This window comes from Caulobacter sp. UNC279MFTsu5.1 (genome assembly GCF_900114015.1).
In the GTDB taxonomy this organism is placed as follows: domain Bacteria; phylum Pseudomonadota; class Alphaproteobacteria; order Caulobacterales; family Caulobacteraceae; genus Caulobacter.
The window spans coordinates 20652-45434 of sequence record NZ_FORN01000029.1 but is presented as its reverse complement, the minus strand read 5'-3'; the positions used below and the strand labels follow the sequence as shown (position 1 = coordinate 45434).

24 protein-coding genes are annotated in these 24783 nt (G+C 67.9%); 5 read left to right on the top strand and 19 right to left on the bottom strand.

Annotated features, from left to right (window positions below; translation table 11 throughout):
- Positions 1-32: 32 nt before the first annotated feature.
- Positions 33-476 (top strand): Ros/MucR family transcriptional regulator, encoded by a 444-nt coding sequence (locus BM066_RS16185; RefSeq protein WP_018062221.1) that lies wholly within the window; start codon positions 33-35, stop codon positions 474-476.
- Between the two features lie 370 nt (positions 477-846).
- Here the strand turns inward: BM066_RS16185 and BM066_RS16180 are convergent, their stop codons facing one another.
- The gene (locus BM066_RS16180; protein WP_018062220.1) at positions 847-1335 is read right to left on the bottom strand and encodes a MarR family winged helix-turn-helix transcriptional regulator; all 489 of its coding nucleotides are present in this window, start codon (positions 1333-1335) and stop codon (positions 847-849) included.
- Between the two features lie 160 nt (positions 1336-1495).
- Here BM066_RS16180 and BM066_RS16175 point away from each other — a divergent pair, with 160 nt between their 5' ends.
- Positions 1496-2290, top strand: coding sequence for an alpha/beta fold hydrolase (locus tag BM066_RS16175; RefSeq protein ID WP_018062219.1), 795 nt, complete (start codon positions 1496-1498; stop codon positions 2288-2290).
- A 312-nt stretch (positions 2291-2602) separates the two neighbouring features.
- Here BM066_RS16175 and BM066_RS16170 read toward each other — a convergent pair whose 3' ends face one another.
- Both BM066_RS16170 and BM066_RS16165 read right to left on the bottom strand, forming a co-directional pair.
- Positions 2603-3391 (bottom strand): SDR family oxidoreductase, encoded by a 789-nt coding sequence (locus BM066_RS16170; protein WP_018062218.1) that lies wholly within the window; start codon positions 3389-3391, stop codon positions 2603-2605.
- Entirely contained in the window at positions 3388-3717 is a 330-nt protein-coding gene (locus BM066_RS16165) for a nuclear transport factor 2 family protein (RefSeq protein WP_018062217.1), read from the bottom strand. Before BM066_RS16165 ends, BM066_RS16170 begins: the two co-directional genes overlap by 4 nt.
- 127 nt (positions 3718-3844) lie before the next feature.
- Between BM066_RS16165 and BM066_RS16160 the strand changes: the two genes are divergently transcribed.
- On the top strand, positions 3845-4768 hold the full coding sequence (locus BM066_RS16160; protein WP_018062216.1) for a LysR family transcriptional regulator: 924 nt from the start codon (positions 3845-3847) through the stop codon (positions 4766-4768).
- A gap of 183 nt (positions 4769-4951) precedes the next feature.
- On the opposite strand, the gene galA is transcribed toward BM066_RS16160, so the two are convergent.
- From galA to BM066_RS16120, 7 genes are all read right to left on the bottom strand, one after another.
- On the bottom strand, positions 4952-7831 hold the full coding sequence (gene galA / locus BM066_RS16155) for a beta-galactosidase GalA (RefSeq protein WP_018062215.1): 2880 nt from the start codon (positions 7829-7831) through the stop codon (positions 4952-4954).
- A 56-nt stretch (positions 7832-7887) separates the two neighbouring features.
- On the bottom strand, positions 7888-9102 hold the full coding sequence (locus BM066_RS16150; RefSeq protein WP_026176571.1) for a glycoside hydrolase family 27 protein: 1215 nt from the start codon (positions 9100-9102) through the stop codon (positions 7888-7890).
- Between the two features lie 38 nt (positions 9103-9140).
- Positions 9141-10700 carry a tryptophan halogenase family protein gene (locus BM066_RS16145; RefSeq protein WP_018062213.1) on the bottom strand — a complete coding sequence of 520 codons (1560 nt, stop codon included), beginning with the start codon at positions 10698-10700 and terminating at the stop codon, positions 9141-9143.
- Entirely contained in the window at positions 10697-12253 is a 1557-nt protein-coding gene (locus BM066_RS16140; protein WP_026176570.1) for a tryptophan halogenase family protein, read from the bottom strand. Before BM066_RS16140 ends, BM066_RS16145 begins: the two co-directional genes overlap by 4 nt.
- A 139-nt stretch (positions 12254-12392) precedes the next feature.
- Positions 12393-15446, bottom strand: coding sequence for a TonB-dependent receptor (locus BM066_RS16135; RefSeq protein ID WP_018062211.1), 3054 nt, complete (start codon positions 15444-15446; stop codon positions 12393-12395).
- Between the two features lie 593 nt (positions 15447-16039).
- Positions 16040-16435 (bottom strand): hypothetical protein, encoded by a 396-nt coding sequence (locus BM066_RS26025; protein ID WP_143093747.1) that lies wholly within the window; start codon positions 16433-16435, stop codon positions 16040-16042.
- Positions 16436-16810: 375 nt separating this feature from the next.
- On the bottom strand, positions 16811-17188 hold the full coding sequence (locus BM066_RS16120; RefSeq protein WP_026176569.1) for a c-type cytochrome: 378 nt from the start codon (positions 17186-17188) through the stop codon (positions 16811-16813).
- A gap of 122 nt (positions 17189-17310) precedes the next feature.
- On the opposite strand from BM066_RS16120, the gene BM066_RS16115 reads away from it, so the two are divergent.
- Both BM066_RS16115 and BM066_RS16110 read left to right on the top strand, forming a co-directional pair.
- On the top strand, positions 17311-17751 hold the full coding sequence (locus BM066_RS16115) for a DUF2267 domain-containing protein (RefSeq protein WP_018062207.1): 441 nt from the start codon (positions 17311-17313) through the stop codon (positions 17749-17751).
- Entirely contained in the window at positions 17748-18167 is a 420-nt protein-coding gene (locus tag BM066_RS16110; RefSeq protein WP_089929563.1) for a c-type cytochrome, read from the top strand. The genes BM066_RS16115 and BM066_RS16110 overlap by 4 nt, the downstream gene beginning before the upstream one ends.
- A 278-nt stretch (positions 18168-18445) precedes the next feature.
- Here the strand turns inward: BM066_RS16110 and BM066_RS16105 are convergent, their stop codons facing one another.
- The 9 genes from BM066_RS16105 to BM066_RS16075 form a co-directional block, all read right to left on the bottom strand.
- Positions 18446-19093, bottom strand: coding sequence for a hypothetical protein (locus tag BM066_RS16105; RefSeq protein WP_255367624.1), 648 nt, complete (start codon positions 19091-19093; stop codon positions 18446-18448).
- Positions 19094-19179: 86 nt separating this feature from the next.
- On the bottom strand, positions 19180-19737 hold the full coding sequence (locus tag BM066_RS16100) for a hypothetical protein (protein WP_026176443.1): 558 nt from the start codon (positions 19735-19737) through the stop codon (positions 19180-19182).
- Between the two features lie 26 nt (positions 19738-19763).
- A complete protein-coding gene (locus BM066_RS26505; RefSeq protein ID WP_177218481.1) occupies positions 19764-19910 on the bottom strand; it encodes a hypothetical protein in 147 nt (48 codons plus the stop codon).
- A complete protein-coding gene (locus BM066_RS26500; RefSeq protein WP_018061361.1) occupies positions 19907-20062 on the bottom strand; it encodes a hypothetical protein in 156 nt (51 codons plus the stop codon). Before BM066_RS26500 ends, BM066_RS26505 begins: the two co-directional genes overlap by 4 nt.
- A gap of 124 nt (positions 20063-20186) precedes the next feature.
- Positions 20187-20594 carry a c-type cytochrome gene (locus BM066_RS16095; RefSeq protein ID WP_026176442.1) on the bottom strand — a complete coding sequence of 136 codons (408 nt, stop codon included), beginning with the start codon at positions 20592-20594 and terminating at the stop codon, positions 20187-20189.
- 8 nt (positions 20595-20602) lie between these two features.
- Positions 20603-21637 (bottom strand): alcohol dehydrogenase AdhP, encoded by a 1035-nt coding sequence (gene adhP / locus BM066_RS16090; RefSeq protein ID WP_018061359.1) that lies wholly within the window; start codon positions 21635-21637, stop codon positions 20603-20605.
- A 110-nt stretch (positions 21638-21747) separates the two neighbouring features.
- Positions 21748-22101 carry a response regulator transcription factor gene (locus tag BM066_RS16085; RefSeq protein WP_255367623.1) on the bottom strand — a complete coding sequence of 118 codons (354 nt, stop codon included), beginning with the start codon at positions 22099-22101 and terminating at the stop codon, positions 21748-21750.
- 123 nt (positions 22102-22224) lie between these two features.
- Positions 22225-22845 (bottom strand): response regulator transcription factor, encoded by a 621-nt coding sequence (locus BM066_RS16080; RefSeq protein WP_026176440.1) that lies wholly within the window; start codon positions 22843-22845, stop codon positions 22225-22227.
- Entirely contained in the window at positions 22835-24685 is a 1851-nt protein-coding gene (locus BM066_RS16075) for a PAS domain-containing sensor histidine kinase (protein WP_255367622.1), read from the bottom strand. The genes BM066_RS16080 and BM066_RS16075 overlap by 11 nt, the downstream gene beginning before the upstream one ends.
- Between the last annotated feature and the right edge of the window lie 98 nt (positions 24686-24783).

Here is a 24783-nt window from a genome sequence, read left to right as displayed (position 1 = left end):
GTTCGACAACTTCGACATGCGCTGGAACACCGATGACCAAAGCCCAAGAACTCGCCGCGACCCTGACCTCCGAAATCCTGTGCGCCTATCTCAGCCGCAACGTCGTACCGCCGGCCGAGCTTCCGGCCCTGATGGTCGAGTCCTACGCAGCTCTAGAGGCGATGCTTGCCCGCGCGCCCTCTGGAGATTCTCGGCTCAGCAAGCCAACCCCCGAACAGATCCGCGCCAGCGTGACCGACGACGCGATCACCAGCTTCGAAGATGGCAAGCGTTATCGAACGCTCAAGCGCCATCTGACCCGCTACGGCCTGACGGTCGCCGAATACAAGGCCAAGTGGGGGCTGCCGGACGACTACCCGGTTTGCGCCAAGTCATTCTCGGACCTTCGTTCCGCCAAGGCCAGGAGCATCGGTCTGGGCCAACGGCTCGGTCACGCCCGGGGTGCGTCGGCGCCGGCCGGCCGGCGTAGCGGATGAGTTGGCGGGTGAAATATCGGGATCATGGCTCACCCAGTGTGTCCACGGGCGGGACCGGAGTCGTCGGTCGTGCGCCAGGAGCCATCAACCACGCCGGTCTCGATCGCTGCGCCGCAGGCTGATGGAGCTCTCTGCGCGTGGCCTTGCAGAATGAACCGGGCGCGTGGTCAAGCGCGGGAGGCCGACGCGAAACTCCTAGATCGAGTGACGCTGAAAGCCCGTCAGCGTCTGCTATCGGCGGCAATCCAGTTGCATGCTGGTTTCGTAGGGGCTCTGCATTTGGCCGCTTCTCATGACGTGGCGAAGGCTAACGGCGGTCGAAGGAACTGTCCAACGCCCGTCGCGCGGTGGGCTTAACGGATCCGCGGCCTTACGATTGCTGGTCGGCTTCGGGGGCGGGGGCGCCCGGTCCCCATCCGCCGATAGCACTGTAGATATCGTTGCGCAGCGTCCGGACCTTGTCGTTAAGCGCGTTCAGGGCCTCGGGCGACTGGCCCGAAGCTTCGAGTAAGGCCGCGCCCAGACATCCCGCCTTCTGTTGCATGGCCCGCCCGGCGTCCGTCAGGGCGACAATGACCTGGCGGGCGTTTGCGGGGTCGCGAGTCCGATTCACCAGGCCTGCCGCCTCGAGGCGTTGGAGCAAGGGCGTCAGGGTGCTGGATTCAAGCGCCAGCCGTTCGGCAAGCCGCCCGACCAGTTGCCCGTCCTCGGCCCATAGAAGGTTGAGGACCAGATACTGGGGATAGGTCAGGCCCAACGCGTCGAGCCAGGGCTTGTAGGTGCGCTGAATGGCGATGCCCGCCGAATAGATGGCGTAGCAGAGCTGGTCGTCCAGGGGCGGCGGGGCGCTGTGGTTCATGGCGGTCTCCTCCCCCTCATATAGGCCCAATCGGAAAAATAGCTATCGCGATAACTTTTCCCTGGACAGCCGCGCGGACCACCTCTAAACAACATTTATCGCAATAACTTTTATCGCAATAACTCACAAATCCAGCCGATTAAATCCAGGGAGAACCACCATGGTCCGCCAAGCTCGCAACATCCTCATCGCCGCCGCCCTGACGGGCCTGGCCGGCGCCGCCCACGCCCAGCCCGACGCCACCCACGGCGCGCAAGCTCCGGCCGTCCGCAACGTCGTCCTGGTGCACGGCGCCTTCGCCGACGGCTCGGGCTGGCGCGGGGTCTATGACCGGCTGACCGCCCAGGGCTACAAGGTCAGCATCGTCCAGAACCCGCTGACCTCGCTGGCGGACGACGTCGCCGCCACGCGTCGCGTGCTGGCTCGCCAGGACGGCCCCGCCATCCTGGTCGGCCACTCGTACGGCGGCACGGTCATCACCGAGGCCGGCAACGACCCCAAGGTCGCGGGCCTGGTCTATGTCGCCGCCTTGGCGCCCGACACCGGCGAGTCCACCGGCGACCAGTTCGCCGAGATCCCCGCCCCTCCCGGCTTCGTGATCGAGCCGCAATCGGACGGCTTCGGCTTCGTCAACCTCGCCAAGTTCAAGGCCGGCTTCGCCGCCGACATCAACGACGCCGACGCCGCCTTCATGCGCGACTCGCAGGTGCCGATCGCCATGTCGGCCTTCGGCGACAAGGTCACCAAGGCCGCCTGGCGCGTGAAGCCCAGCTGGTTCGTCGTGGCCACCGAGGACGGCGCCATCGATCCCAAGCTGCTGCGCAAGACCGCCACCCGCATCGGCGCCGAGACCGTCGAGGTGAAGGGCAGCCACGTCGTCTTCCTCAGCCGTCCCGAAGCGGTGGCCGAGGTGATCGACAGGGCCGCCAAGACCGCCGCGACCAAGGCGAAGTAAGGCCAGGACCGCCCACACACGCCCGAGGGCCAGCCGCCGGCGCGCCAAGCGCGCCGGCGGCTGCTGCCGTGAACGCGGCCGCTTCTGGCCAGCGCGGGCGTGGCCTCAAGACCTAGGGCCGCGGTCTTTCAAGACTTGCCCGGCGCCGCCGCTCACCAACCTGGCGTCCCTGGTGTCGGACGAGATCAAGCTGCGCGTCACCGACGGGCGGTTGAAAACGCGCCATGGACGTGCTGGAGCGCAAGCCGCGGTCGTGATGCTCCATCGTTGCTCCACGCCCCGCCCGGAAGCGGGCATGAGCAACCCGATCCATCAGACGGTCGGTACGGTCCCGCCGTCGATGACAAATTCGGCCCCGTGGATGGCGGCGGCGCGATCCGAGGCCAGGTAGGCGATGAGGTCGGCGACCTCATGAGGGTCAGCCGGACGCCCGATCGGTATGCCGCCCAGGCTATCGAGGACGACTTGCCGCGCCTCCTCGATCGTGCCGCCATTGGCGGCCTGAATTCGCTCGAGCAGGTGTCCGGAGGACTCGGTCATGATCCAGCCGGGGGAGACGACGTTGACCCGCACCCCCTTCGGCCCAAGCTCCTTGGAGATGGATTTGCTGTAGGTCCTGAGCGCGGCCTTGGCGGCGGCGTAGGCCGTGGTCGCCTCGGGGAGCGGCAGGACCGACTGGATGGACGCGACGTGCACTACCGCGCCAGCGCCTCGCTCGATCATCTGCGGGACTAGGAGACGATCGAGGCGAACGGTGGCCAGAAGGTTCAGGTTCAGTTCGGCGAGCCACTGATCGTCGGTCAGGGCGACGAAGCCGCCGCCCGGCGAAGAAGAACCGCCGATCACGTGGGCGAGGATGTCGACGCCGCCCAGGCGCTCGAGCGCGGCCTTGGCCAGCGCTTCCCCGCCCTTCGCCGTCGTCAGGTCCGCCTGGACGAACTCGACGCCGTCGATCGGCTCCAGGTCTCCGCGGGCGGCGGTGACTACTCGGGCGCCGCCGGCCAGGAAGCGGTCGACGGTGGCGCGCCCCAAACCCTTGGTGCCGCCGCTGATGAGCACGCGCTTTCCCGCGAACTCGGTCGGATCAGCCTTGACGGTCATGCCGTGATCTCCAGAGCTTTGATCGCGTCGTTTTGGAGCGTGAAGCGATAGGTGAAGCGGATCGGGCTGCCCTTGAAGTCGCCGTGGGCGGGGCCCTCGACGACGACCTGACCGCCCTCATGGCGGACGGTGTCCGGCGTGAAGATCGCCTTTACGGCGACGACTTCCTCTTCGAACAGCTGTCTGAGTTCGGAGCGCCCCCGAATGGCGCGACCGTTGTCGGTGAGGAGGGCGTCGGACGCGAAGGGCTCAAGCATGGCGGCCACATCGAGGCGGGCGTTGGCGGCCACATACGCGGCGATGGGGGCTGGAAGTTCGAGCGACATCGCTTCTGTCCTGCTTGCTGCGGTCGCGGCCGGGATGGCCGCCAGTGCGCTTGGCAACCAAGGTAGTGATGGACAGTCGCGTGATAATCAGGACAATCCGGGATGCTTCATCACGAAATCCAGGACAATGGCGTTGGACGGTCTGACGGAATTGGACGCCGTTCTCATGGTCGCCCGCCAGGGCAAGTTTCGCACGGCTGCGCTTGAACTCGGGGTTTCAACGACCGCCCTCAGCAATGCGGTCGCAAAGCTGGAGCGCACACTCGGCGTACGGCTCTTCAACCGGACGACGCGAAGCGTGTCCCTGACTGAGGCAGGCCAGCAGTTCGTCGCGCAAGTCGCGCCCGCCGTTCGGGACATACATGAGGCGATGGAGGTGGCGCGCTCTCAACAGGCCACGCCTTCGGGCACGCTGCGCATCAACGCCTTTCCGACGGCGGCGCGGGAAATTTTCTCCTGGCTCGTCCTGCCGTTCCTGCGCGCGCACCCTCAGGTCCACATCGACATCGTCACGGAGGGTCGCCTGGTGGACATTGTCGCGGGCGGCTTCGACCTCGGCGTCCGGAGCGCGGACCTTGTGCCGGCCGACATGATCGCGCTCCCGTTGGGAGGCGGACGGCGCAATGTCGTTGTGGGCACGCCGAGCTATTTGAAAGCGCACGGGACGCCCATGGTCCCCCAGGATCTCGCTGAGCATTCTTGTCTGCGCGTCCGGCTTCCCAATGGCGCGATCTACCGCTGGCCGTTCGAGAAGGACGGACAATCGGTCCTTATCGACGTCGAGGGCGCCATCACCCTGGACGAAGCGAGCCTCGCCCGCGCGGCCGCCCTTGCTTCCGTCGGTCTCACCCTGGCGATGGAGTCTGACGTGCGAGACGACATCAAGGCAGGTCGCCTCGTGCGCGTGCTCGAGGATTGGACTCCCACCCTGTCCCCCTTGAGCCTCTACTATCCGAGTCGGCGCAACCCGACCGCTGCGTTCAAGGCTTTTGTCGACTTCGCGCGGCGGCACAGCGGCGCCAGCGACGCCTTGAGAGCATCGATCGGTTGAGCCCACCGTAGGAAACGGACATTCAGCTGTGCGCTAAAGGCGCGGCGAGCTGGCTCGTCGTTCTGCGCTGTTGGGAGGATCCGGCGAAAGCGCCCGGCGGCTGGAGGGTTACAGGCCTTCACGCCGGGCGCCCTCTCGATGGTTTCGCTAACGCCCCCTAAGTCTGGCCGGCCTTGCTGGCGATCATGGGCCGGCCTGCAGGATCAGGCGTGCGGGGACCAGACCGGGCGCGGCGGCGGTGAGGACGACCTCGTGAGCGCCCGGCGCGGCCTCGACCAGCACCTGGGCGTGGCCGTTAAACAGGCTGCGGCTCCAGGGCGCGGCCTGTTCCACGCGCGCCACGAAGGCGACGTTGGAGCCGTTCAGGCCGCGGTCCTGCAGCGCCTGCAACGCCGCCTGGGTGTTGGAGGGAACCAGGATCGCGACCTCGACGCGTCCATCCGCGGCAGGCGTGAAGGCGACGCTCCACCCTTGCGCATCGGCGACGGCGCGCGCGGTGAGATCCTCCCCGTTGACGAAGAGGCGCTGGTCGGCGGTCAGCAGCGGCGCGAAGACCCGCCATTGGCCGCCCGGCCCGACCGGCAGGCCCGACGCCGCGCCCCGGACGACGAAGGCCGCAGGCAGGGGCGGCTCGCTGCCCGGCGGATACCAGGCGAACGGGTCGCGCCAGGCCGCGGCGGCGAGGTCGGGCAGACCGGCCTCGGGCGCGGAGGTCACGCCGGCCATCCGCCAGCCGGCGGTCGGCCAGGTGGCGCGGCGCTCGACGAACTGGTCCGGCTCATGGCTGGAAGGGTCGCCGTTGCCGACGCCGACGATCCGCCCGCCGCGTTCGACCGTGAAGGTGACCGCCTCGTCCGCCGTAGGGACACGCCGGCCCTTGGCGTCCACCGCGCTCACCGCGACCGGCGCGATCCACGCGCCGCCGGCGCTCGCCGGCGAGGCGGTCAGCCGCAGGGCCTTGGGTTCACCGGTGGTCGTGACCCGTTCCTCGGCGACCACGGCGCCGCCCTTGAAGCCCCGGGCGACCAGAGCGCCGGGGGCGTAGGCGACCTCCCATTCCAGGTGGCCCTGGCGCGGCATGGCCTTGCGGCCCAGGCTCCTGCCGTTCAGCAGCAGCTCAACCTCGTCGGCGTTGGAATAGACCCAGATCGGGATCGTCTGGCCCGTCCGGCCCGACCAGGTCCAGTGGCCGACGACGTGGACCATCGGCGCGTCCGTCCACCAGCTTTGCAGATAGTAGGCGCTGTCCTTGAAGACGCCGGTGGTGTCGAGCATGCCGAACTGCGAGCTGATGGCCGGCCAGCCGAACGGCGTGGTCTCGCCGCGATAGTCCAGGCCGGTCCAGACGAACATGCCCGCCATCCAGGGCCGCTCGACCACGGCCCGCCAGCCCTGCTCGATGCTGCTGGACCCCTGTGGCCGCTGCGGCTGGTCATAGGCGGCAAGGTGCTGGCGCGCGGGATCGGAGATGTAGACGCCCCGCGTGGCGAAGGTCGAGCCCTCTTCGGTCATCAGCGCGGGCGTCTTGGGGAACAGACGATGATAGGCGTCGACATCGTGCTGGGCGCGATAGTTGAAGCCGACCACCTCCGTCGTGGACGAACTCCCCCGCGGCGCGCCCCCCGAAATGGCCACGGTGGCGGCGCGGCTGGGATCCAGCGCCTTGACCTTGGCCTGCATGAGCTTCGTCAGCCGCGCGCCCAGGGCGTTACCTTCCAGCGCCCACTCCTCGTTGCCGACCGACCACAGGATGACGGAGGGATGGTTGCGGTCGCGTTCCACCAGCCGGGTCAGCTGGTCGGCGATCTCCGGCGAGGTTCCCATCATCCGGTGTTCGTCGATGATCAGGACGCCCAGACGATCGGCGATGTCGAGCAGCGCGGGCGAAGGCGGGCCGTGAGCGGTGCGCACGGCGTTGACGCCCATGGTCTGCAGCCGGCGCAGCCGCCAAGCGTCCAAGGCGTCGGACAGGGCGACCCCGACCCCGGCATGATCCTGGTGGAGGTTGACGCCCTTGAGCTTGACGTTCTCGCCGTTCAGCCAGAACCCGGTGTCGGGATCCCAGCGCACCTCGCGCACGCCGAACGACGTCTCATAGCGATCGACCGCCGTCCCGCCGCGGCGCACGACCGTAACCAGCCGATAGAGGTAGGGATCCTTGATCGACCACAGCCGCGGGTGCGGCAGGCTCAGCCGGCGCTCGTCCTCGACGGTGGCGTCGGCCGCGATGCTCCGCGCCGGGCCGACGCTGGCCAGGACCGCCTTGCCTTCGGCGTCGAGGACCTGGTGCTCGATGCTGACGGCCTCGGCGGCCGGCCCCTCGTTCTGGACCTTGGCCTTGATCGACAGGTCGGCGCCGCCCTCGCCCACGGTGCTGCTGACGAAGGTCCCCCAGCGGGCGACGTGCAGCGGCGCGGTCTTGGTCAGCCAGACGTGACGGTAGATCCCGGCGCCCTCGTAGAACCAGCCCTCCTCGACCGAGGCGTCGACCCGCACCGCCAGCACGTTACGGCCGCCGTAGTCGACATAGTCAGTCAGGTCGTAGGCGAAGCTGGAATAGCCGCTCGGCTCGCGGCCGATATAGTGGCCGTTGAACCAGACCGTGGCGTTGCGATAGACGCCGTCGAACTCGACCACGATCCGCTTGCCCAAATCCTCCGGCGCGATGGCCAAAGCCTTGCGGTACCAGCCGATGCTCGACTCCGGGAAGCCCGGCCCGACCGCCTTTGAGCCGTGATTGCCCGAGGCCTTGGGATCGAACGGCGCCTCGACCGCCCAGTCGTGGGGAAGGTCCAGCCGCCTCCAGGCGCGGTCGTCGAACTTCGGGCTGGCCGGTCCGTCGCCATAGCCGGCCTTGGCGAAGAAGAACGGCGCCGTGCCGTGGCCGAAATCGCGGCTGGGGTCGGAGGCGTGCCCCAGGGCGAAGCGCCAGTCGGCGTCAATATTGACGCGCGACCGTTCGGCGCCCGCGGCCGGGACGGCGACGGCGGGCTGGGCCTGGACCGAGGGCGTCGCCGCGCCGAGGGCGACGATCAGGCTGACGGCGAGGAGCAAGTGACGCATGGTGGATCCTGGTCCGGCGAGGAGCGGGCTGGGTCGAGGGACTATGGTGCGGGGGCTTAGGGTCGCAGGGTGACCATGACCACGCCGTGCGACGGCACGTTCGCCGAGAACCGGCCGGTCATTTTGCCCAGGTCCTTGTGCGCCCAGAGATCGCGGACCCCGGCCTTCAGCGTCGCGGGATAGCCGAGTTCAGTCCAGTCCACGGCGATCGGCTTGGTCTCGGCGCCGCGGTTGAACAGGATCACCGCACGGCCGCCGTCGGCCAGCGGCTTGGACCAGACCTCCAGGTCGCCGTCGTCGCGGACGCGGCGGCCCTGGACGCCGAGCGGGTCCTGGTTCACGGCGATCACCGCCTTGTTCAGCAGGATGGCGCGCGTGGCCTCATCCATGTTGGCGACGTCGTTGCCGGCGATCAGCGGCGCGGCCATCAGCGCCCATAGGCTGAAGTGCGAGCGGTATTCGGTGTCGGTCAGGCCGCCGTTGCCGACCTCCAGCATGTCGGGATCATTCCAGTGGCCCGGGCCGGCGAACGGATGGAGCGGCTCGTTGGCGTCGACGATGGGCAGGACGCCCAGGGAATAGCCGTGCTTGCCGTCCCACTTGTCGGTGATGTCGCCGGTGGTGCGCCAGAGGTTGCCGACGTTGGCGGCCCACAGCCACGGCTTGGCCGTGCCCCACTCGCACATCGAAAAGACGATGTCGCGGCCGCTCTCCCGCAGGGCGTCGGCCATCAGGGTGTAGGCCTCCTCGGCGTTACGCGTTCCCGTCGAACACCAGTCGTATTTCAGATAGTCCACGCCCCACTCGGCATAGGTCTTGGCGTCCTGGAACTCGTGCCCCTGGCTGCCCGGCCGGCCGCCGCAGGTCAGCCGCCCGGCGTCGGAATAGATGCCGAACTTCAGGCCCTTGGCGTGCACATAGTCCGAAAGGGCCTTGATGCCGCTGGGAAAGCGCTTGGCGTCGTAGGTGATGAAGCCGCCAGCGTCGCGCGGGCCGTGCCAGCAGTCGTCGATCACGACGTATTCGTAGCCGGCGTCCTTCATGCCGTTGGACGCCATGGCGTCGGCGATCCGGCGGACCGTCGCCTCGTCGATGTTGCAGGCGAACTTGTTCCAGCTGTTCCAGCCCATCGGCGGCGTCTTGGCCAGGCCGTTGGCGACGCGCGGCGGCGGCTCCTTGTCCGCGGCCAGGACGGGCGGCGCGCCGGCCAGGGCGAGCGTCAGGAGGCTGGCGAGCAGCAAGGCGCCGCGATGCTTGTGGAGGGGAGGCATGAAAAATCCTTTGGTGTTGGAAGGGCGCCCTGGCGGCTTCAGCCCGCAATGCGGTCTGGCGTCGCCGCGCAGTGGGTCTGGATGAAGGTCTCGTGAGACGGCAGGGCGTGGGCGGCCTGGAGGGTCACGGCCTTCAGGCGGGCCATGTTGCGGGCGAGCTGGTCGCGGTCCAGGCTGTCGGCGAGTCGGTCGTAGCTGCGGGGCATGACGCCCTGGCCCAGCATCACCGCCAACCAACTGTCCTCGGTGAACAGGTCGTCGTGGAAGCGGAACACGCGCCCGCCGGACCTGAACAGCGCCATCTTGTGGGCGAGGCTGTCGGGGATCTCCATGGCCGCGCAACGCCGCCAGAAGGCGGTGTCGTCGCGCCGCGTGGCCTTGTAATGCAGGACAATGAAGTCCCGCGTCTGCTCGTACTCCAGGCGCGTGGCCGTGTTGTACTGGTCGATCTCGGCCGGGTCGAACGAGCATTCCGGCCAAAGCATCATGAGCCGCGCCACCCCCATCTGGGCGAGATGGATGCTGGTCGACTCCAGCGGCTCGATGAAGCCGCCCGCCAGGCCGATCGCCACGCAGTTCTTGACCCAGAACCTCTCGCGATGGCCGGCGGTGAAGCGCAAGTGGCGAGGCTCGGCGAGCGGCTCGCCGTCGCCTTGGGAGATCAGACGGTCGGCCGCGGCCTGGTCTTCAAGGTGCTCGCTGCAATAGACATAGCCTGTGCCCATGCGGTGCTGCAGGGGAATGCGCCAGCGCCAGCCGGCCAGGTCAGCCGTGGCGCGGGTGAACGGGTCAGGCGGCGCGACCCGGCGGCGCGGGAGCGCCACGGCGCGGTCGCAGGGCAGATAGCGGCTCCAATCGACATAGCCCACGCCCAGCGCCTGGTTGATGAGCAGTCCGCGAAAGCCGCTGCAGTCAATGAAGAGATCGCCCTCCACGACGCGGCCGTCCCGCAATTGCACCGATTGGACGAAGCCGTCGTCTGGCCGCATCGCCACATCGACGACGACGCCCTCCAGCCGTCGAACGCCGCCCCGTTCGGCATAGTTGCGCAGGTAGCGGGCGTAGAGGCCGGCGTCGAAGTGGAAGGCGTAGCGGATCGTGCTCAGGACGCTGTCGCTCCCGCCGCGCGGGCGATCAAAGCGCCCCAGGCGCGCGGCGACGGCGCCCAGGTTGTAGTCGGCAAGGTCGCCGATCGCGGCGCGGCGGGCCGCGTCCTCGCCCGCCTCGTGGGCCAGGCGCAGCCACAGCTGGTGAAACTTGTATTCCGGCGTGGTGCGGCCATGGACCCCAAAGGGGTGGATGTAGGTCTCGCCGACCTGACCCCAGTTCTCGAACTGGATGCCCAGCTTGAACGTCGCCCGCGTCTGGCGGACGAACTGGTCCTCGTCGATGCCGAGCAAGGCGTTGAAGTCGTGCAGGGTGGGGATGGTCGCCTCGCCGACGCCGATCGTGCCGATATCGTCGGATTCGACCAGGGTCACCGTGACGTCGCGGGGAGCCAGGCGCGCCAGGGCGGCGGCGGCCATCCAGCCCGACGTACCGCCGCCGACGATGACGACGCGGCGGATCGGGCCCTGGCGCGTCCCTGCGGGGCTCATCGGGCGCCCGCCATGGGGCGTCGGAAGCCGGCGCGGCGCACCTCTTCGACCAGGGCGCGATGGTCGGGCATTATCCGTAGGGCGTTGCGGGACTGCTCGCGGATGTTCGCGAACTCCTCCCGGGCCGCGTCGTGGTAGCGTAGCGCGCCGGCCCGGCCCGAGATGTCGGTGCGGAAGCCCATGCCGTACAGGACGTACTGCCAGTTCGGCGCGATGAAGATGTCGTGGCTCAGGTCGACGTCGAGAAAGGACGGCGGTCGCCAGCGCCAGATGTCGAGCTTGGTCTTCAGGCTGTCGGAGATCGAGGCGGACGCGCGGTTGTCACGCCAGAAGTCGGTGTCCTCGCGCTTGCTGAGGCAGTAGTGCAGCTTGATGAAGTCGATGACGTGGTCGTAGCGGCGCCGCATCTGGGCGTTGAACTGGGCGGCGGCCTGGTCGTACTCGCCCGCCCACGGGAACAGGTTGACCAGGATCAGGGCGGCGATCTCGGCGAAGCCGATGCCGGTGGCCTCCAGCGGCTCGATGAAGCCGGCGGAAAGACCGATGGCGACACAGTTCTTGCGCCACTGGACGTGGCGGAAGCCCGCCTCGAACTTCAGGAGCCGCGGCTCGAGTCGGTCGACGGGGACGCCAGCGTAGGCGCTGAGCACCTCGGCCGCCCGCGTCTCGGAGGTGTGGGCCGAGGAGAAGACGTAGCCGACGCCGCGGCGTTCCTGCAGGCCGATGTCCCAGGTCCAGCCGCTTTCCTGGGCGGTTGAGATGGTGCACGAGGCGATCGGGACGTCGGGCCGCGCATAGGGCAGTTGGACAGCCAGGGCCCGGTCGCAGAACAGCTGATTACGGTAGGAGGTGAACGGCGAACCCAGCGCCTGGCCGATCAGCTGGGCGCGGAAGCCGGTGCAGTCGATGTAGAGATCCGCCTCGAGCCGGCCCGAGGCGCGAGCCGTCAAGGACTCGATCGCGCCGTCGGGGGCCAGCCGCACCGCATCGATGGTGTCGGCGATCCGCGTCACGCCGCGCTCCAGGGCGTGGCGGCGCAGCAACTGGCCGAACGCCACCGCATCGAAGTGGTAGGCGTAGGCCAGGGGACCGGCATAGTCGGGGTGCTCGATCAGCTTGGGCGCGCGATGCGCGTCGATCACCGCCTGCTGGACGGTGCCGACCCGGGACCAGGGCGCATCGCCGGCCGCGCCCAGCAGCCAGTAAGGCAAGAGATCAAGGTCGGTATGCTGATCGGCGGTCTGGAACGGGTGGTAGTAGCGATCGGTCGGCTCGACCGAAGGCGCGTGGCGCCAGTTGTCGAAGCGGATGCCCTGCTTGAACGTGGCGTTGGCGTCGCGGATCAGCGCGGCCTCGTCGAGCTCGATGCGCTTGAGGGTCTTGCGAATGCTGGGAAAGGTGCCTTCGCCGACGCCGATGATCCCAATGTCCTCGGATTCGACAAGCGTGATTCTGGCCCCCTGGGCCTCGCGACCGCCGATCATGCGCGCCAGGTAACAGGCCGTCAGCCAGCCCGCCGTGCCGCCGCCGACGATCAGGATCTGTTTGGCCATGTTCGTCTCCCCCCCTGCGACGTCCCATTCGCTGGGCCGCTTGTCCATCGGATTGGTCCGGAGCGGTCAATCGTATCATAAGACGAGGCGCGGCCCCTCTGGAGGGCCGCGCCTTCGCCCTGACCGCAAGGGCCGACGGCTAGAAGCTCAGCCTCAGGCTGGCCGAGACCCGGCGGTCATTGATGAACCAGCTTCGCGTCACAACCTTGCCCGGCAGGATCTCCATCTCCGTGCGCGAAATCACGTTGAGCAAGTTGGTGAAGTCCGCCGACAGTTGGGCGTGGTCGTTGAGCTTGTAGCTGACGCTGCCGTCGAGCTGCCCCATGTCGGCGACGTAGACGGGAAGAGCGTATGAGACGCTGGCGCCGTTCGCGGCCGTATAGCTGTTGGTCGTGCCGTTGCCAGTGGTCGTGGCCAGGTATCGGCTACGCCAGTTGTAGGCCAGGCGGGCGCTCCAGCGGCCGTAGTCGTAGAGAAGGTTGACGTTGTAGTTGTATTTCGACAGGCCGACGATCGGCAGGTCGGTGATTGGCGCGCCGTTCATGTCGCGCGCCCGGGTGCTGGGCGATTTGCTGTCGATATAGGTGAAGTTGGCTTCCAGACCCAGGCCCCGCAATGCACCCGGGAGCTGGTCGAAATAGCTCCGGCCGCCCAGTTCGACCCCTCGAATCTTGGAGGTTTCGGTGGCGTTGTAATTGGCCTGCCCGCTCACATTGCCCGGGAGGGTCACCAGGGCGCCGTTGCTGACGATCAGCGGCGGGGATGATCCGAACAGGGTCGCGGCCGGCGTGTTGATGTCATTGTAGATAATCAGGTCCTTGATGTTCTTGGCGAAGACGTCGATGTGCGCCGTCGTCCCCGCCTTCGGATACCACTCGACGCTGAAATCGGCGTTCGTCGACACCGCGGGTTTGAGCTTGGTGTTGCCGGAGCTGTAGGTGTAGCCGTTGAAGATCGTCGGCAGGGAGATGTTCTCCCCGCTGGAGCTCGTGCCGTTGAGCGGGTTGGCCGAGGTCGAGACGCCGCCGCTCCCGGTCGAACGGATGTCGTTGTAGCTCGGCGGGCTGAGGGTCTTGTTCAGCGCCACGCGCACCACCCAGGCGTCGTCCGGCTTGAACGTCAGGTTCAGCGACGGCAGGACCCGGGTGTAGCGGTTGGTTTCGGACCGTGTCGTCGAACTGGACACGGTCTGGTAGGTGAGCGGCATCTGGCCATTGGCCAGGCGATAGGCCGCCACGTTGTCGAGCCCGCCGACCTGGGCCAGCGACGCCTGAGCGTCGGCGAGCGTACGATAGAATTCAGTACCGCCGGAGAAGGTGAAGGTGCCGGTGCTGCTGATCTCATTGCGAACGACGCGCGCGCCGATGTTGCCGGTGAAGGCTGGAAGCGCCCCCAGCCCGTCGCTGCCGAACCGCAACATGGCGTAGGCGCTGCGGGTCTCGACCTTGGTCAGCACCGCATTGGGAGCGTTGCCGAAGTTCAGGTTGACCGGATCGCCGTAGAGCGTGCGCGTTGCATTGTAGTCGGCGCTGGTCGGATCGGTGCTGCATCGCATGGCCAACTGCGGCCCACAGGCGGTGTAGCGCAGCAGATTCTCGGGCGTGGCCGCGCCCGGGCTTGCGAAGATGTACGGACCCGGCGCGTCCCGCTTGCCCTTGAAGAAGTCGGGGAAGTCGTAGACGTAGAAGTCCTCCGCCGGCGAGGTGGCGACCGTCGACTGCGGTACGCCGTTCCAGCCGCGGCCCGTGGCGGACCAGTAGGTGCCGGTGAAGCTGTCGTTTTCCGACCGGTCGGCGATCCGCGCCCCGACCTTCAGCTGGCGAAAGAAGCCGTCGCCGATGTCGTACTGCAGGTCGAGGTTGGCCGCGGTCATCCGGCCGCTGTTGTGGGTCTGATTGTAGACCAGGTTGTTGATGTTGGCCTGGGCCGCGTCCAGCAGCGGCGCGGTCGTGCTGAGCTTGGGTGTGGGAACGTCGCCCGCGGTGTCGAAGCTGATCTCGGGGATGCTCGCCGAACCGACGCCGAGGCCGTAGCTGCGATTCTGGTTCTTGGAGTTGACGACCTGGACCGCGCCGCTGACCTGGAAGTTGTCGGCCGCCTCCAGGGTGAAGCCGCCGCTATAATCGGCGGTCCAGCTTTTTCCAGGATTTTGGTTGTTGGAATTGCCGGGGGAGTAGCCGCCCGCGTTGGAGCCGCGCAGGACGCCCCGCTGGAACACGCCATCGGCGTCGAATTCGCCGCTAACGACATCCTGAGGCCCGCTGGAGTCCATGAAGACGCCGCCGCCGCCGACCTTGGTGTTGTACTTGGAGATGAAGTCCGTCTGCCAGAGCGTCAACTCGGGGACCGGCCGCCATTGGAACGCGGCGTAGATCCCTTTGCGCTTGCGGTCGAAATCGTCGTTGCCGTAGTTGAAACCCCCAGGCACGTAGACGGTCTTGCCGTTGAAGGTGCTCGGGTAGTAGGGCTCGGTGCGAATGAAGCTGTCGGCCGACCGATAACGCGTCGAGGCCAGGTCGAGCAGGGCGCCAAACTCGCCGATGTTGGTGTCCCAGCGTTTGGTGACCAGTATCGAGCCGGCGGGCGAGGCCTTCTTGATGAAGTCGCCATAGGTGGCGCTCATCGACACGTCCAACTGCGGCTTGTTGTAGTCGAAGGGCATGTGGGTGCGCAGGTCGATCGCGCCGCCCGTGCCCCCTTCGATCAGGTCGGAGGTGGTGGCCTTGTAGACGTTCACCGCAGCCATGAGTTCGGGCGTGACGTCGCCCCAGTTGAGGCCCGAGCCCCCGTTGGCCGAGAAGATCTCGCGCCCGTTCAGCATGCCGGTGATGCCGGAGAGGCCGCGGATCTGGACCCCCGTGCCTTCCCAAGAGAACTGGTCGGGGCTGCCCAGGCTCTGGAACCGCGACATGGTCACGCCCGGAATGCGTTGCAGCACCTCGGTGATCGAGGTGTCGGGCAGCTTGCCGGCTTCGTCCGCGACGATCGAGTCGACGACGGTGTCGGCGTTGCGCTTGATTTCGGTGGCGTTGTCCAACGCGCGGCGGCGCGCGGTGACCACGAGTTCGTCAAGGGTGCTGCTGTCCGGGGCGGCCGGCCCGGCCGTTTGGGCGAAGCTGGGCGCTGCGATCACGATCGCCAGGAGCGATACGCCGCCCCCGAGCAGTCGCGTGCGCTTGGTCGTTCGTTTCATCACATACTCCCGCGAACGCCGTTTGTGTCTCGGCCGCGGCCATTGATATGACAAAACCTATCAATCACAACGCCCAAATGACAGCGTTGCCAACTTTCCCGTGGAAGTGGGCTCGCGCCGCCACGTCGCCGCGTTTCGGGCGGGTTCGGACCGGTTCGCTGCATGGGCCGCTGGCGGTATCGATCGCCACGGCCACGCTGGCCGAGTTGACCATCCAGTGACGACCGCGGCGGCCGGGTCGGTTTAGCGGACCGAACGAAGTTGCCGTGAGATCGGTTTTCCCCGCCTCCCGCGGGGACCATGCTGCTCGCCTCGGCTTCCGCGAGCGGAACGGAAGCGATGAGTCAGTCTGCGCCAGACCGCCCAAGGCCAGCATGCGCCAGAAGCCGTCCCGAGCTTGGCCCCAAGAAGCAGACATTTTACTGCAAAGCCCGCAGACCCAGGAAGGGCCGGTAAGGCGCGCGCCCAGGGCATGATGCCTATATGCGACGACGCGAGGGACGTGACCGCGACGGCGGCCAGCCGCAAGCAGCCCTTCAGCCTTAAGTCCAAAACCTTAGCTTGCGCGAGCGAACTTCAAGCTTGGCCGCCGCCTAGCCACCGGGCTTGGGCGTGGGATGATCATGAGTTTCCGGCGCGGCGGGCCGCGCCGCGGTCGGCATGCAGGGCATGTCGTCCGGCTTCATCATCGCCCCATCCGGCATGGGTTCGGCCGAGGGCTTACCCATTGGCGCCGACCCGGACGGAGCGGATCTGGTTGGGCCTGGCGCGTGGGTCCCGGCGCCGCCCATGCCGCCACCCGACATCATGCCGGACGTCATCATCGGGCAATCTCGCGCCGGAGCCGCCACGGGCTTGGGCGACGCGGTCGAGGCGGCGGGAGCGGTCGTGGCCGGATGATGGCCCGCGTGCGGGTCCTGCCCGCCCGCCTGGGCGGGCGCCGCCAGGAGCGACATCAGGACCGGCAGCGTCGCCAAGATCATGCGCATGGTCACACCTTTCTGATCAAGCAGTGCGCCCAACGGCGCGAGGAAACCAAAGGCGTTGTAGAGGGCGGCTGGTCGTCATGGCTCGCCTCCCTCCAAGGCTTGCTTGTCCTGTGAGTTTCCGCGCCGCGCCCTTCATCGCATTGACGTGAATCAAGAACTTCGAGGCCCTGGCTAGGTCGGGGCCAGAATCACCGTCAGCGGCGGCATGATCGCCCCGGCCGCGAAGCTGCCGGCGGAAGCGATGGCGGCCTGGGTCGGCCGCGCCGCCATCGCCATGGAACCCGCCCAATATTTCGGAAGAGAGCGACCAGCGAACCCCGGCGTTCGGGTCGGTCCAGGAGAAACCCATGGTTTGACGGGACCGCCCGCCCCTTCTCATCGCCTGGGAACCCGGGCTGGAGCGTCCGGCTCCAGACTCTTCAGATAGGCGATGAGGGCCTCGATCTCGTAGGAGTCCAGGACCCATTCCGGCATAGGTCCGTGTCCCACGACGATGCCTTCGGCCAGGGCTTCGCCAAGTTGCTCGACGGGATAGCGACGGTGCAGGTCGCGCAATCGCGGCGCCTCGGGCAAAGGACTGTCGCCTGCGCGATCCACGGCGTGGCATCCGCCGCAGTCGCGCTTGGCGATGGCCTGTCCTTGCGCGAGACGTTCGCGGGACGGGGTGGCGTCGATCCCGGCCTGTGGCCGCCCGGCGCCCGCCATGGTCAGCGCCAGGACAGTCAAGGCCAAGGCCCGTGCTCCGACGCTCATCGTATGCTCCAATGTTTCCAGGCCGATCTTGATAAGGCCGGCGGCCGGATCCGATTTGATCCTTGTCAACACGCCCTCGCCGCGTCTCGCCGAGACTGTCGACCCTGATCCTGGAGGGTCCCATGGCCAGCAGTCTTCCGGTTTTCGACACCACCGTCCAAGAGACCAACGTCTGGCTGAAAACCATCGCCAGCGAGCTAGGTCCCTGCGATCGCCACCAAGCCTATCAGGGCGCCCGTGCGACGCTGCACGCGTTGCGCGATCGCCTCGCCCCGGACCCCGCGATGAACTTCGCCGCTCAGCTGCCGATGCTGCTGCGGGGCATGTTCGCCGAAGGCTGGCGGCCGAGCCAGACCCCGACTCCGGAGCGAGACCTGGACACATTCCTCGCCCGGATCGAGGACGCCTTGCCGCCCGACTTCCCGATCGAGACCGAGAGCCTGGCGCGCGGCGTCTTTCGAGGACTCGAGGCGCAAATGGACCACGACCTGCTGACCAAGGTGCTTCGGCAACTCCCCCTGCCGCTGCGCGCGCTGTGGCCCCAAACCCTGGCGACGCTGTGAGCGTGCTCGCCAGAGATCCGCCAACCGCCAGCCCCACACGACATCTCTGGGGCCTTGCCGCGGTGCTGGCCTCTGGTGTCATGGCCGCCTGCGCCGCCTTGGAGCCTCTGCATCCCGGCCCCGAGGTCGCCCTTGTCGAGACTGGGCATAGGCTTGCCGTCAGCGAATGCTCGGCCTGCCACATGGTCGGAACGGGGGGCGGCGCTCCGGCCACCGGCGCCCCCTCTTTCGCGACCATCGCCGAACGCTATCGCAACTACCGGCTGGATTGGGAACTGGAGACCATTTCGCAGGTCGGTCACTATCGGATGCCGCCGAAGATGCTGACCTCCCCGGAAATCGACGCCTTGACGGCCTATATTCGCACGCTCGACACCGCCAAACCCTCCCGGGTCCAGACGCCGTCGGTTCGCTAGGCCCTGGCCGGCGGCCCGCGTCCGACCCGGCCGCCGCCGGCGGCTGCAAGCCACGCCCCCCGAGGACCTGACCGCTGGTGGACCGGCGCCTCGAGCCGTGCCCGTCACCAGCCTCCCGAGGACGGTCGGCCATGAGGCGTCAGGACTGGCCGGGGTCGGGCCGAGGCCGTGACGGATCGATTTTCCGCCCATCAGCGAAGCGGAGCTCGACTGCCGGAGATCCCGGGCATCGACGAAGCCCGTCAGAGTCTAGAACCGCGTGCGCCGATCACAGTCGGTCAAGCCTGCGTCTGTCGTGTCGACCGGATCGTCGGAGCCGGCTTGATCGGCGCGGCCGCCTCGAACAGGGACGAGGGCATGCCCGCTTGGCGGGCGGCCATGACAAAGCCGATCCGGCACCCCCTGGCGTCGAGGTCGGCTTCCTGGACGTCGGCCCAGGCCTCGAACTTCGCCGCGCCCTTGGCCCCGACCCTCAGGGCCTCGGCCAACCGCCCGTGACTGTTGCCCTCCACCAGATAAGCGTACTGGCAGCGCGTGAGGGCCTCGCTGAAGGCGGCGCGTTCGGAATCCGCCGCGGCTTGCGGCGGTCGGATCGCCAGTAGGCTCAAGCCAGCTCGCCGGCACGCGTCGCGGGCGGCCAATGCTCGTCGCGCCATGGCCGGCGCTCGTCCCAGATCAGGCGGCGCGGAATCGACCTTGGCCACGGCCTGATCGCAGGGCTCCAGAGTCGCATCGAGCTGCGCCCAAACCGCGCGCGTTTGATCGATCAAGGCCGCGCTCGGCGCAGGATGCGAAGGTGGCGATATTGGAGCCGCGTCGAAGGGTGTGGACGGCGGCAGGCGAAACACTCGTTGGGCGGGCCAGATCAGCGCCACGGCCAGCCCCAGCAAGAGCGCGGCGATCCAAACGTTGCGCCTGGCGAGCATCCCCTCCCTCGCGACCGGCGCAGCGTCGGAGCGGGGCGACTTTCCGTCCACGCGAGCCTTGGGCGTCCGAGCGGCATAAACTTCGCTCATGACCTGGCCCGCCGTCGTGCTTCCAGGGCCAAGGGCAGCGCCGCGAGATTCAGCGCCACCGCCAGAGCCGCCCCAAGGCTACGCCAATCGGGCGTGGCGTTGACGGCCAGAACCGTCAGGGCGAGGGGGCCGCTGAGCGAAAGCAGCACCCGCCCCCGCGCGCTCCACCCAGCCGTCGTCGCGGGGCTCGCGACGCCCAGCAGCGCTAAGGCCTGCACCACGGCGACCGCCAGCACCGCCGGGGTAAGGCTCTGGCCGTTCGGCGCATCGAGGAAGGCGAGCATGGCGCCGAAGCCGCCGGTGACGACACCCCAGGCGAGCAGGGACCAAAAGGCGCCCGCCGGCCTGGCCGCGACGAGACCGGCGACCGTCCCCAGCATCAGGCAAGCCTGCAACAGCGACGCCGAGGCTCCACCCGCCAGCGGGGCGGCCAGCGCAACGGCCGGGAAAATCCAGCGCGGATCAAGGCCCGACCGCTGCGCCGATCGTCTCTTCACCCGTCGCGCCACGTGATCCAAGGGGCGTCGATAGGCATGTCCGCGCGGATAGGTCATTTGAGGTCTCCTTGGACACCCCGGCGCTAGCGAACGCTCAGCGGCTGCACGGCCGGCTCGTGATAGGGTTGACGGAATTGCCGCAGCTGACAGCTGGCCAGCGACGCCACGCCCAGAACGACCATGGCGGCGACCAGAACGGTCCGAGGTCCGAAAGAAGGAGGGCGGGTCATCGCGCGATCCCCCGGCCCCAGGGCCTTGGCGATCTGCGCATGACCGGACCTTCGCCGGCGGCGGCCTGCACCGACACGGCGCTCAGGGTCAGGACGAAGGCCGCGAAGGCGACGACGTTCAGGATGACGAAAGCCAGTTGGGGAACGGTCATGACACGAACCTCCTGTGCGTAAGTCGATGATTTCGCGCTTGGGCGCCGAGGATCTTGATCTTGCTCAACCGCGGAAAAACTTAGCCGCCGGAAGGGCGATCGGCCCTCCTGCCAAGCGGGTCTCTCAAGGCGTGGTCTCCTTCGGTTCTGTCCGAGGCCGAGGATCGAGGCTTCGGAGATAGGCCTTCAACTGAGCCACCTCATCCTCGTCCAGATCGACCATCGGCATGCGCGGATGGTGATCCGGAGAGCCTTCCTCAGGCTTGCGGCTGGGGGCCAGCATGCCTTCGGTCAGGATCTGGTCGAGCCCGCCGGGCGGGTAGCGCCGGTGCAGGGTCGCGAAGGGCGGCGCGTCGGCCAGCGGGCTGGGCCCGGCGCCCACGGCATGGCAGATTCCGCAATTGCGCTGGGCGATCCGTTGGCCGCCAAGCGCCTGCGCGGGCAGAGGCCGCGGCGTGGGTTCAGGGGAAGCCTGAACCGCCGCCGCCAAGCCCACGGCCAGGATGGCGAGAAGCCCCGCGCCGATCGTCATGTCGCCCTTCACAGCCGATCCTCGAAGTCGAGCACCACCCGGCCTTCGATCTCACCGCGCGCCATGCGGTCGAAGACGCTGTTGATGTTGTCCAGCCCCTCGGCGTGTACCGTGGCCCGCACCCGGCCGTCGGCGGCGAAGGCCAGAGCCTCCTGCAGGTCCAGGCGCGTGCCGACGATGGAGCCGCGCACGGTGATCCCGCGCAACACCGTGTCGAAGATCGAAAGCGGGAAGTCGCCGGGCGGCAGCCCGTTGAGCGACACCGTGCCGCCCCGCCGAACCATGCCCAAGGCCTGGGAGAAGGCGATGGGCGATACGGCGGTGACCAGGACGCCCTGGGCGCCGCCGATTTCCTTTTGCAGGTAAGGACCAGGATCGATCTCCCGGGCGTTGACCGTGATGTCGGCGCCCAGGGTGCGCGCCAAATGAAGCTTGTCCTCGTCGATATCGACGGCGGCGACCTTGAACCCCATGGCCTTGGCGTACTGCACGGCCATGTGGCCCAGTCCGCCGACGCCGGAGATCGCCACCCAGTCGCCGGGCTTGGCGTCGGTGACCTTCAGGCCCTTGTAGACGGTGACCCCGGCGCAGAGGATCGGCGCCACCTCCAGGAAACTCAGATTGGCCGGCAGGTGGCCGACATAGCCGGCGTCGGCCAGCACGTACTCGGCGAAGCCGCCGTCGACGGAATAGCCCGTGTTCTGCTGCGCCTCGCAGAGCGTCTCCCAGCCTCCCAGGCAGTGGGTGCAATGGCCGCAGGCCGTGTGCAGCCAAGGCACGCCGACCCGGTCGCCCTCCTTGACGTGTTCGACGCCCTTGCCGACCTGGACCACCGTGCCGACGCCCTCGTGGCCCGGAATGAGCGGAAGGGCGGGCTTGACGGGCCAGTCGCCATGGGCGGCGTGCAGGTCGGTGTGGCAGACTCCGCAGGCGGCGATCTTGACCAGCACCTGACCTCGACCGGGTTTGGGCCGCGCGACATGCTCCACGACCAACGCCTGGCCAAAGGCCCGAACGACGGCGGCCTTCATGGTCTTGTCCATGATGTCTCTCCAGGTGATGCCGAGGCGCCTGGTGGAGTGGACCACCTCGTCGTCGCGGTTTGATACCGCCGCCAGAGGCGCCTGGCAGTTGGGAGTAATACGTAGAGGCGTCAGCAGGCGGCCACGGCGCGCTGGACGGCGTCGACAAGGGCGGCCTCGACCAGAGGCTTCTCGATGACGCGGCTATAGCCCGCCGCCAGGGCTTGACCGACCAGGCGCGCCGAAGGAAAGGCGGTGACCAACAGCGCCTGTCCCTGCCACCCCATTTCGCGCAATCGTGTCAGGATCAACAGGCCGTCGATCTCGGGCATGCGATAGTCGGCGACCAAGCACACCGCACCAAGCGCCGTGGGGTCGGCCAGTAGCGCCAGGCCCGAGGCGTAGGCGCGGACCTCGAAGCCGTGCCCGTGCAGCAGCAGTTGCAGCGAGCGGCGGACGCCCGGATCGTCTTCGACGAGCAGCAACCGCGCGCGATCTTCGTGTTTGATGGGAACCGCTTGCGTCATATCGGCCAGCTTGCCGCGATCAGGAATAGTCACGGCTTGGGCATGCCATAGGGCTCGGACGCGGTCGCTACGTAGACCCCCTTAGGCCTCGTCCTGCAAACCGGCTGCGAAGGCGATCCGCAGCGCCTCCGAGAGGCTCTTGACCTGCAACTTGGCCATCACGTTGGCGCGGTGGACCTCGACGGTGCGCGGCGAGATGCCCAGGTCGAAGGCGATGGTCTTGTTGGGGAGGCCCTGGGCCATGCCCTTGAGCACGTCCTGTTCGCGGCTGGTCAGGGCCGCGATGGCGACCGCCGCGTCGCTCGCCCGCGCCGCGCGGGCTTCGACATCGTCCAGCCGCTCGAAGGCCGCAACGATGGCGGTCAGCAGCACGGCCTTCTCGAACGGCTTCTCGATGAAATCCACCGCCCCGCCCTTCATCGCACGAACCGCCACGGTGACGTCTCCGTGGCCGGTCAGGACCACGACCGGCATGGCGATACCGCGTTCGGCCATGATCTTCTGGACCTCCAGGCCATCCATGCCCGGCATGCGTACGTCCAGCAGCACGCAGCCGGGCTCGGCGTCCTTGGCGGCCTGCAGGAAGGCGTCTCCCGAGGCGTAGGTCGACACCGCGTAGCCGGACGTCTTGAGCATGAACCCGGCCGAGCGACGGATCGCCTCCTCGTCATCGACGATATGGATCATCCGTCTAGCGCTCATAGATGGTCTCCTTCTCGACCTTGACCAGCGTGAAATGGAATTGCGAGCCGCCCCCGGGCCTGGGCTCATGCCAAATGCGGCCGCCGTTGGCCTCGACGATCGTGCGGCAGATCGACAACCCCAGCCCCATGCCCTCGGTCTTGGTGCTGACGAACGCGGTGAACAGCTGGCCGGCGATGTTCGGTGCGACGCCGGGGCCGTTGTCGGCGATCGTCACCCGCACCAGGCCGTCGCCTTGGTCACGCGTACGAAGCCAAAGCCTGGGCTGCTCCGCGCCGCTCATGGCCTCGACCGCGTTGCGCGCCAGGTTGATCACCACCTGCTGGATCTGCACGCGGTCGATCAGCACGGGCGTAGCGGCGGCGTCCAGCTCGAAAATCGGATCGAACCCCTGGTCGCGGGCCCCCATCAGGCCCAGGGCGGCGGCTTCGTGAATGACGGACGGCAGGTCCTCGACGCTCTTTTCGACCTCGCCCCGGGCGACGAAGTCGCGCAGACGCCGGACGATATGGCCCGCGCGCATCGCCTCGCCGGCTGCATCATCGAGGGCCTCGCGGATCATCGGCAGGTCGTCGGGATCCGGCTTGGCCAGGAGATCGCGCACCGCCTCGACATAGTTGGCGACGGCGGTGATCGGTTGGTTGAGCTCATGGGCCAGGGTCGAGGCCATGGTCCCCATGCCGCTGACCCGGGCGATGTGGATCAGCTCGGCCTGGAGCTCCTCAAGGCGGGCCTGGGTGCGTTGGCGGTCGGTCAGATCACGGACAAAACCCGTGAACACCCGGGGGCCATGGCCGATGGCTTCGCCGACCGACAGCTCCATCGGAAAGGTCGTGCCGTCCTTGCGCATGCCGACGACGACGCGCCCCATGCCGATGACCTTGCGCTCGCCCGTCGTCAGGTAGCGCTCGATATAGGCGTCGTGACGCTCGCGGTCGGGCGACGGCATCAGGCAACGAACGTTCTCGCCCAGCACTTCGGTCTCCTGAAAACCGAACAGGCGCTCGGCGGCGGCGCTGAACGACAGGATCTTGCCCCGTTCATCGATGACCACCATGGCGTCGGGAACGGTGGACAGGATCGACCGCAGGTGCTCGGCGCCGGCGTCCAGGGCCCGCTCGCTGGCGCGCTGGTCGGTGACGTCGCGCAGAACCTTGCCAAATCCCCGCAAGGCCCCGGCCTGGTCATGGAGGGCGGTTATGGAAACATGGGCCAGGAATTCCGAGCCGTCCTTGCGCAGAAGCCAGGCCTCGTCCTCGATCTCGCCTTCGGCCCGGGCCCTGGCGAGATCGCTCCCTGGCTTGCCCGCCTGCCGAGCGTCTTGCGGATAGAAGACCGCCACCTCCTGGCCGACGGCCTCGGCCTCGCTCCAGCCCAAGAGCCTTTGCCCGCCGGCGTTCCAGATCAGAACCCGTCCTTCGGGATCGAGCATGCAGATGGCGTACTCTGTCGCGCCGTCGATCAGCAGGTTGAATTCGCTGACGACGTCTTCGGCTTGCCTCGCCCTGGCCGCGGCGCCCTGCTCGCTGGAAGCCGACCGCAGACGCAGTCGCCCGATTTCCACGCCCACCAGAAGTATGCCCGTCGCCGCCAACAGGAAGGCCAGCGCCTCCGCCATCGCCAGGGCGTCCAGTCGGTCGCGGCCGCTGAAGGCGAAACCGGCGACGAGGCCCAGGAACGTGGCGCCGAGGCCGGCGCCCACGCCGCCGAACGCCGCGGCGACGGCGACGGGCGCGGTGAAGAGCAGATAGGCGGCGTGATCTCCCAGCCAAGGAGCCAGCAACCAGCGTAGCCCGACGGCGAGGACGAAGGTCGCCAGAGCCAGCCCGCAGCCCTTCATCCGGTCTCGTTGGAGGGGTAAGCCGAACGCCATCGAATCTTCACCCTCCCGTGGTCGTGGCGACCCGCCCCGAGGCCCGAACCACAGCGGATCATGCC

What these genes read in the sequence shown, in the direction of transcription:
- BM066_RS16185 (WP_018062221.1), top strand. Translation starts at nt 33, where the DNA reads ATGACCAAAGCCCAAGAACTCGCCGCGACCCTGACCTCCGAAATCCTG.
- BM066_RS16180 (WP_018062220.1), bottom strand. Translation starts at nt 1,335, where the DNA reads ATGAACCACAGCGCCCCGCCGCCCCTGGACGACCAGCTCTGCTACGCC.
- BM066_RS16175 (WP_018062219.1), top strand. Translation starts at nt 1,496, where the DNA reads ATGGTCCGCCAAGCTCGCAACATCCTCATCGCCGCCGCCCTGACGGGC.
- BM066_RS16170 (WP_018062218.1), bottom strand. Translation starts at nt 3,391, where the DNA reads ATGACCGTCAAGGCTGATCCGACCGAGTTCGCGGGAAAGCGCGTGCTC.
- BM066_RS16165 (WP_018062217.1), bottom strand. Translation starts at nt 3,717, where the DNA reads ATGTCGCTCGAACTTCCAGCCCCCATCGCCGCGTATGTGGCCGCCAAC.
- BM066_RS16160 (WP_018062216.1), top strand. Translation starts at nt 3,845, where the DNA reads ATGGCGTTGGACGGTCTGACGGAATTGGACGCCGTTCTCATGGTCGCC.
- galA (WP_018062215.1), bottom strand. Translation starts at nt 7,831, where the DNA reads ATGCGTCACTTGCTCCTCGCCGTCAGCCTGATCGTCGCCCTCGGCGCG.
- BM066_RS16150 (WP_026176571.1), bottom strand. Translation starts at nt 9,102, where the DNA reads ATGCCTCCCCTCCACAAGCATCGCGGCGCCTTGCTGCTCGCCAGCCTC.
- BM066_RS16145 (WP_018062213.1), bottom strand. Translation starts at nt 10,700, where the DNA reads ATGAGCCCCGCAGGGACGCGCCAGGGCCCGATCCGCCGCGTCGTCATC.
- BM066_RS16140 (WP_026176570.1), bottom strand. Translation starts at nt 12,253, where the DNA reads ATGGCCAAACAGATCCTGATCGTCGGCGGCGGCACGGCGGGCTGGCTG.
- BM066_RS16135 (WP_018062211.1), bottom strand. Translation starts at nt 15,446, where the DNA reads ATGAAACGAACGACCAAGCGCACGCGACTGCTCGGGGGCGGCGTATCG.
- BM066_RS26025 (WP_143093747.1), bottom strand. Translation starts at nt 16,435, where the DNA reads ATGCGCATGATCTTGGCGACGCTGCCGGTCCTGATGTCGCTCCTGGCG.
- BM066_RS16120 (WP_026176569.1), bottom strand. Translation starts at nt 17,188, where the DNA reads ATGAGCGTCGGAGCACGGGCCTTGGCCTTGACTGTCCTGGCGCTGACC.
- BM066_RS16115 (WP_018062207.1), top strand. Translation starts at nt 17,311, where the DNA reads ATGGCCAGCAGTCTTCCGGTTTTCGACACCACCGTCCAAGAGACCAAC.
- BM066_RS16105 (WP_255367624.1), bottom strand. Translation starts at nt 19,093, where the DNA reads ATGCTCGCCAGGCGCAACGTTTGGATCGCCGCGCTCTTGCTGGGGCTG.
- BM066_RS16100 (WP_026176443.1), bottom strand. Translation starts at nt 19,737, where the DNA reads ATGACCTATCCGCGCGGACATGCCTATCGACGCCCCTTGGATCACGTG.
- BM066_RS26505 (WP_177218481.1), bottom strand. Translation starts at nt 19,910, where the DNA reads ATGACCCGCCCTCCTTCTTTCGGACCTCGGACCGTTCTGGTCGCCGCC.
- BM066_RS26500 (WP_018061361.1), bottom strand. Translation starts at nt 20,062, where the DNA reads ATGACCGTTCCCCAACTGGCTTTCGTCATCCTGAACGTCGTCGCCTTC.
- BM066_RS16095 (WP_026176442.1), bottom strand. Translation starts at nt 20,594, where the DNA reads ATGACGATCGGCGCGGGGCTTCTCGCCATCCTGGCCGTGGGCTTGGCG.
- adhP (WP_018061359.1), bottom strand. Translation starts at nt 21,637, where the DNA reads ATGGACAAGACCATGAAGGCCGCCGTCGTTCGGGCCTTTGGCCAGGCG.
- BM066_RS16080 (WP_026176440.1), bottom strand. Translation starts at nt 22,845, where the DNA reads ATGAGCGCTAGACGGATGATCCATATCGTCGATGACGAGGAGGCGATC.
- BM066_RS16075 (WP_255367622.1), bottom strand. Translation starts at nt 24,685, where the DNA reads ATGAAGGGCTGCGGGCTGGCTCTGGCGACCTTCGTCCTCGCCGTCGGG.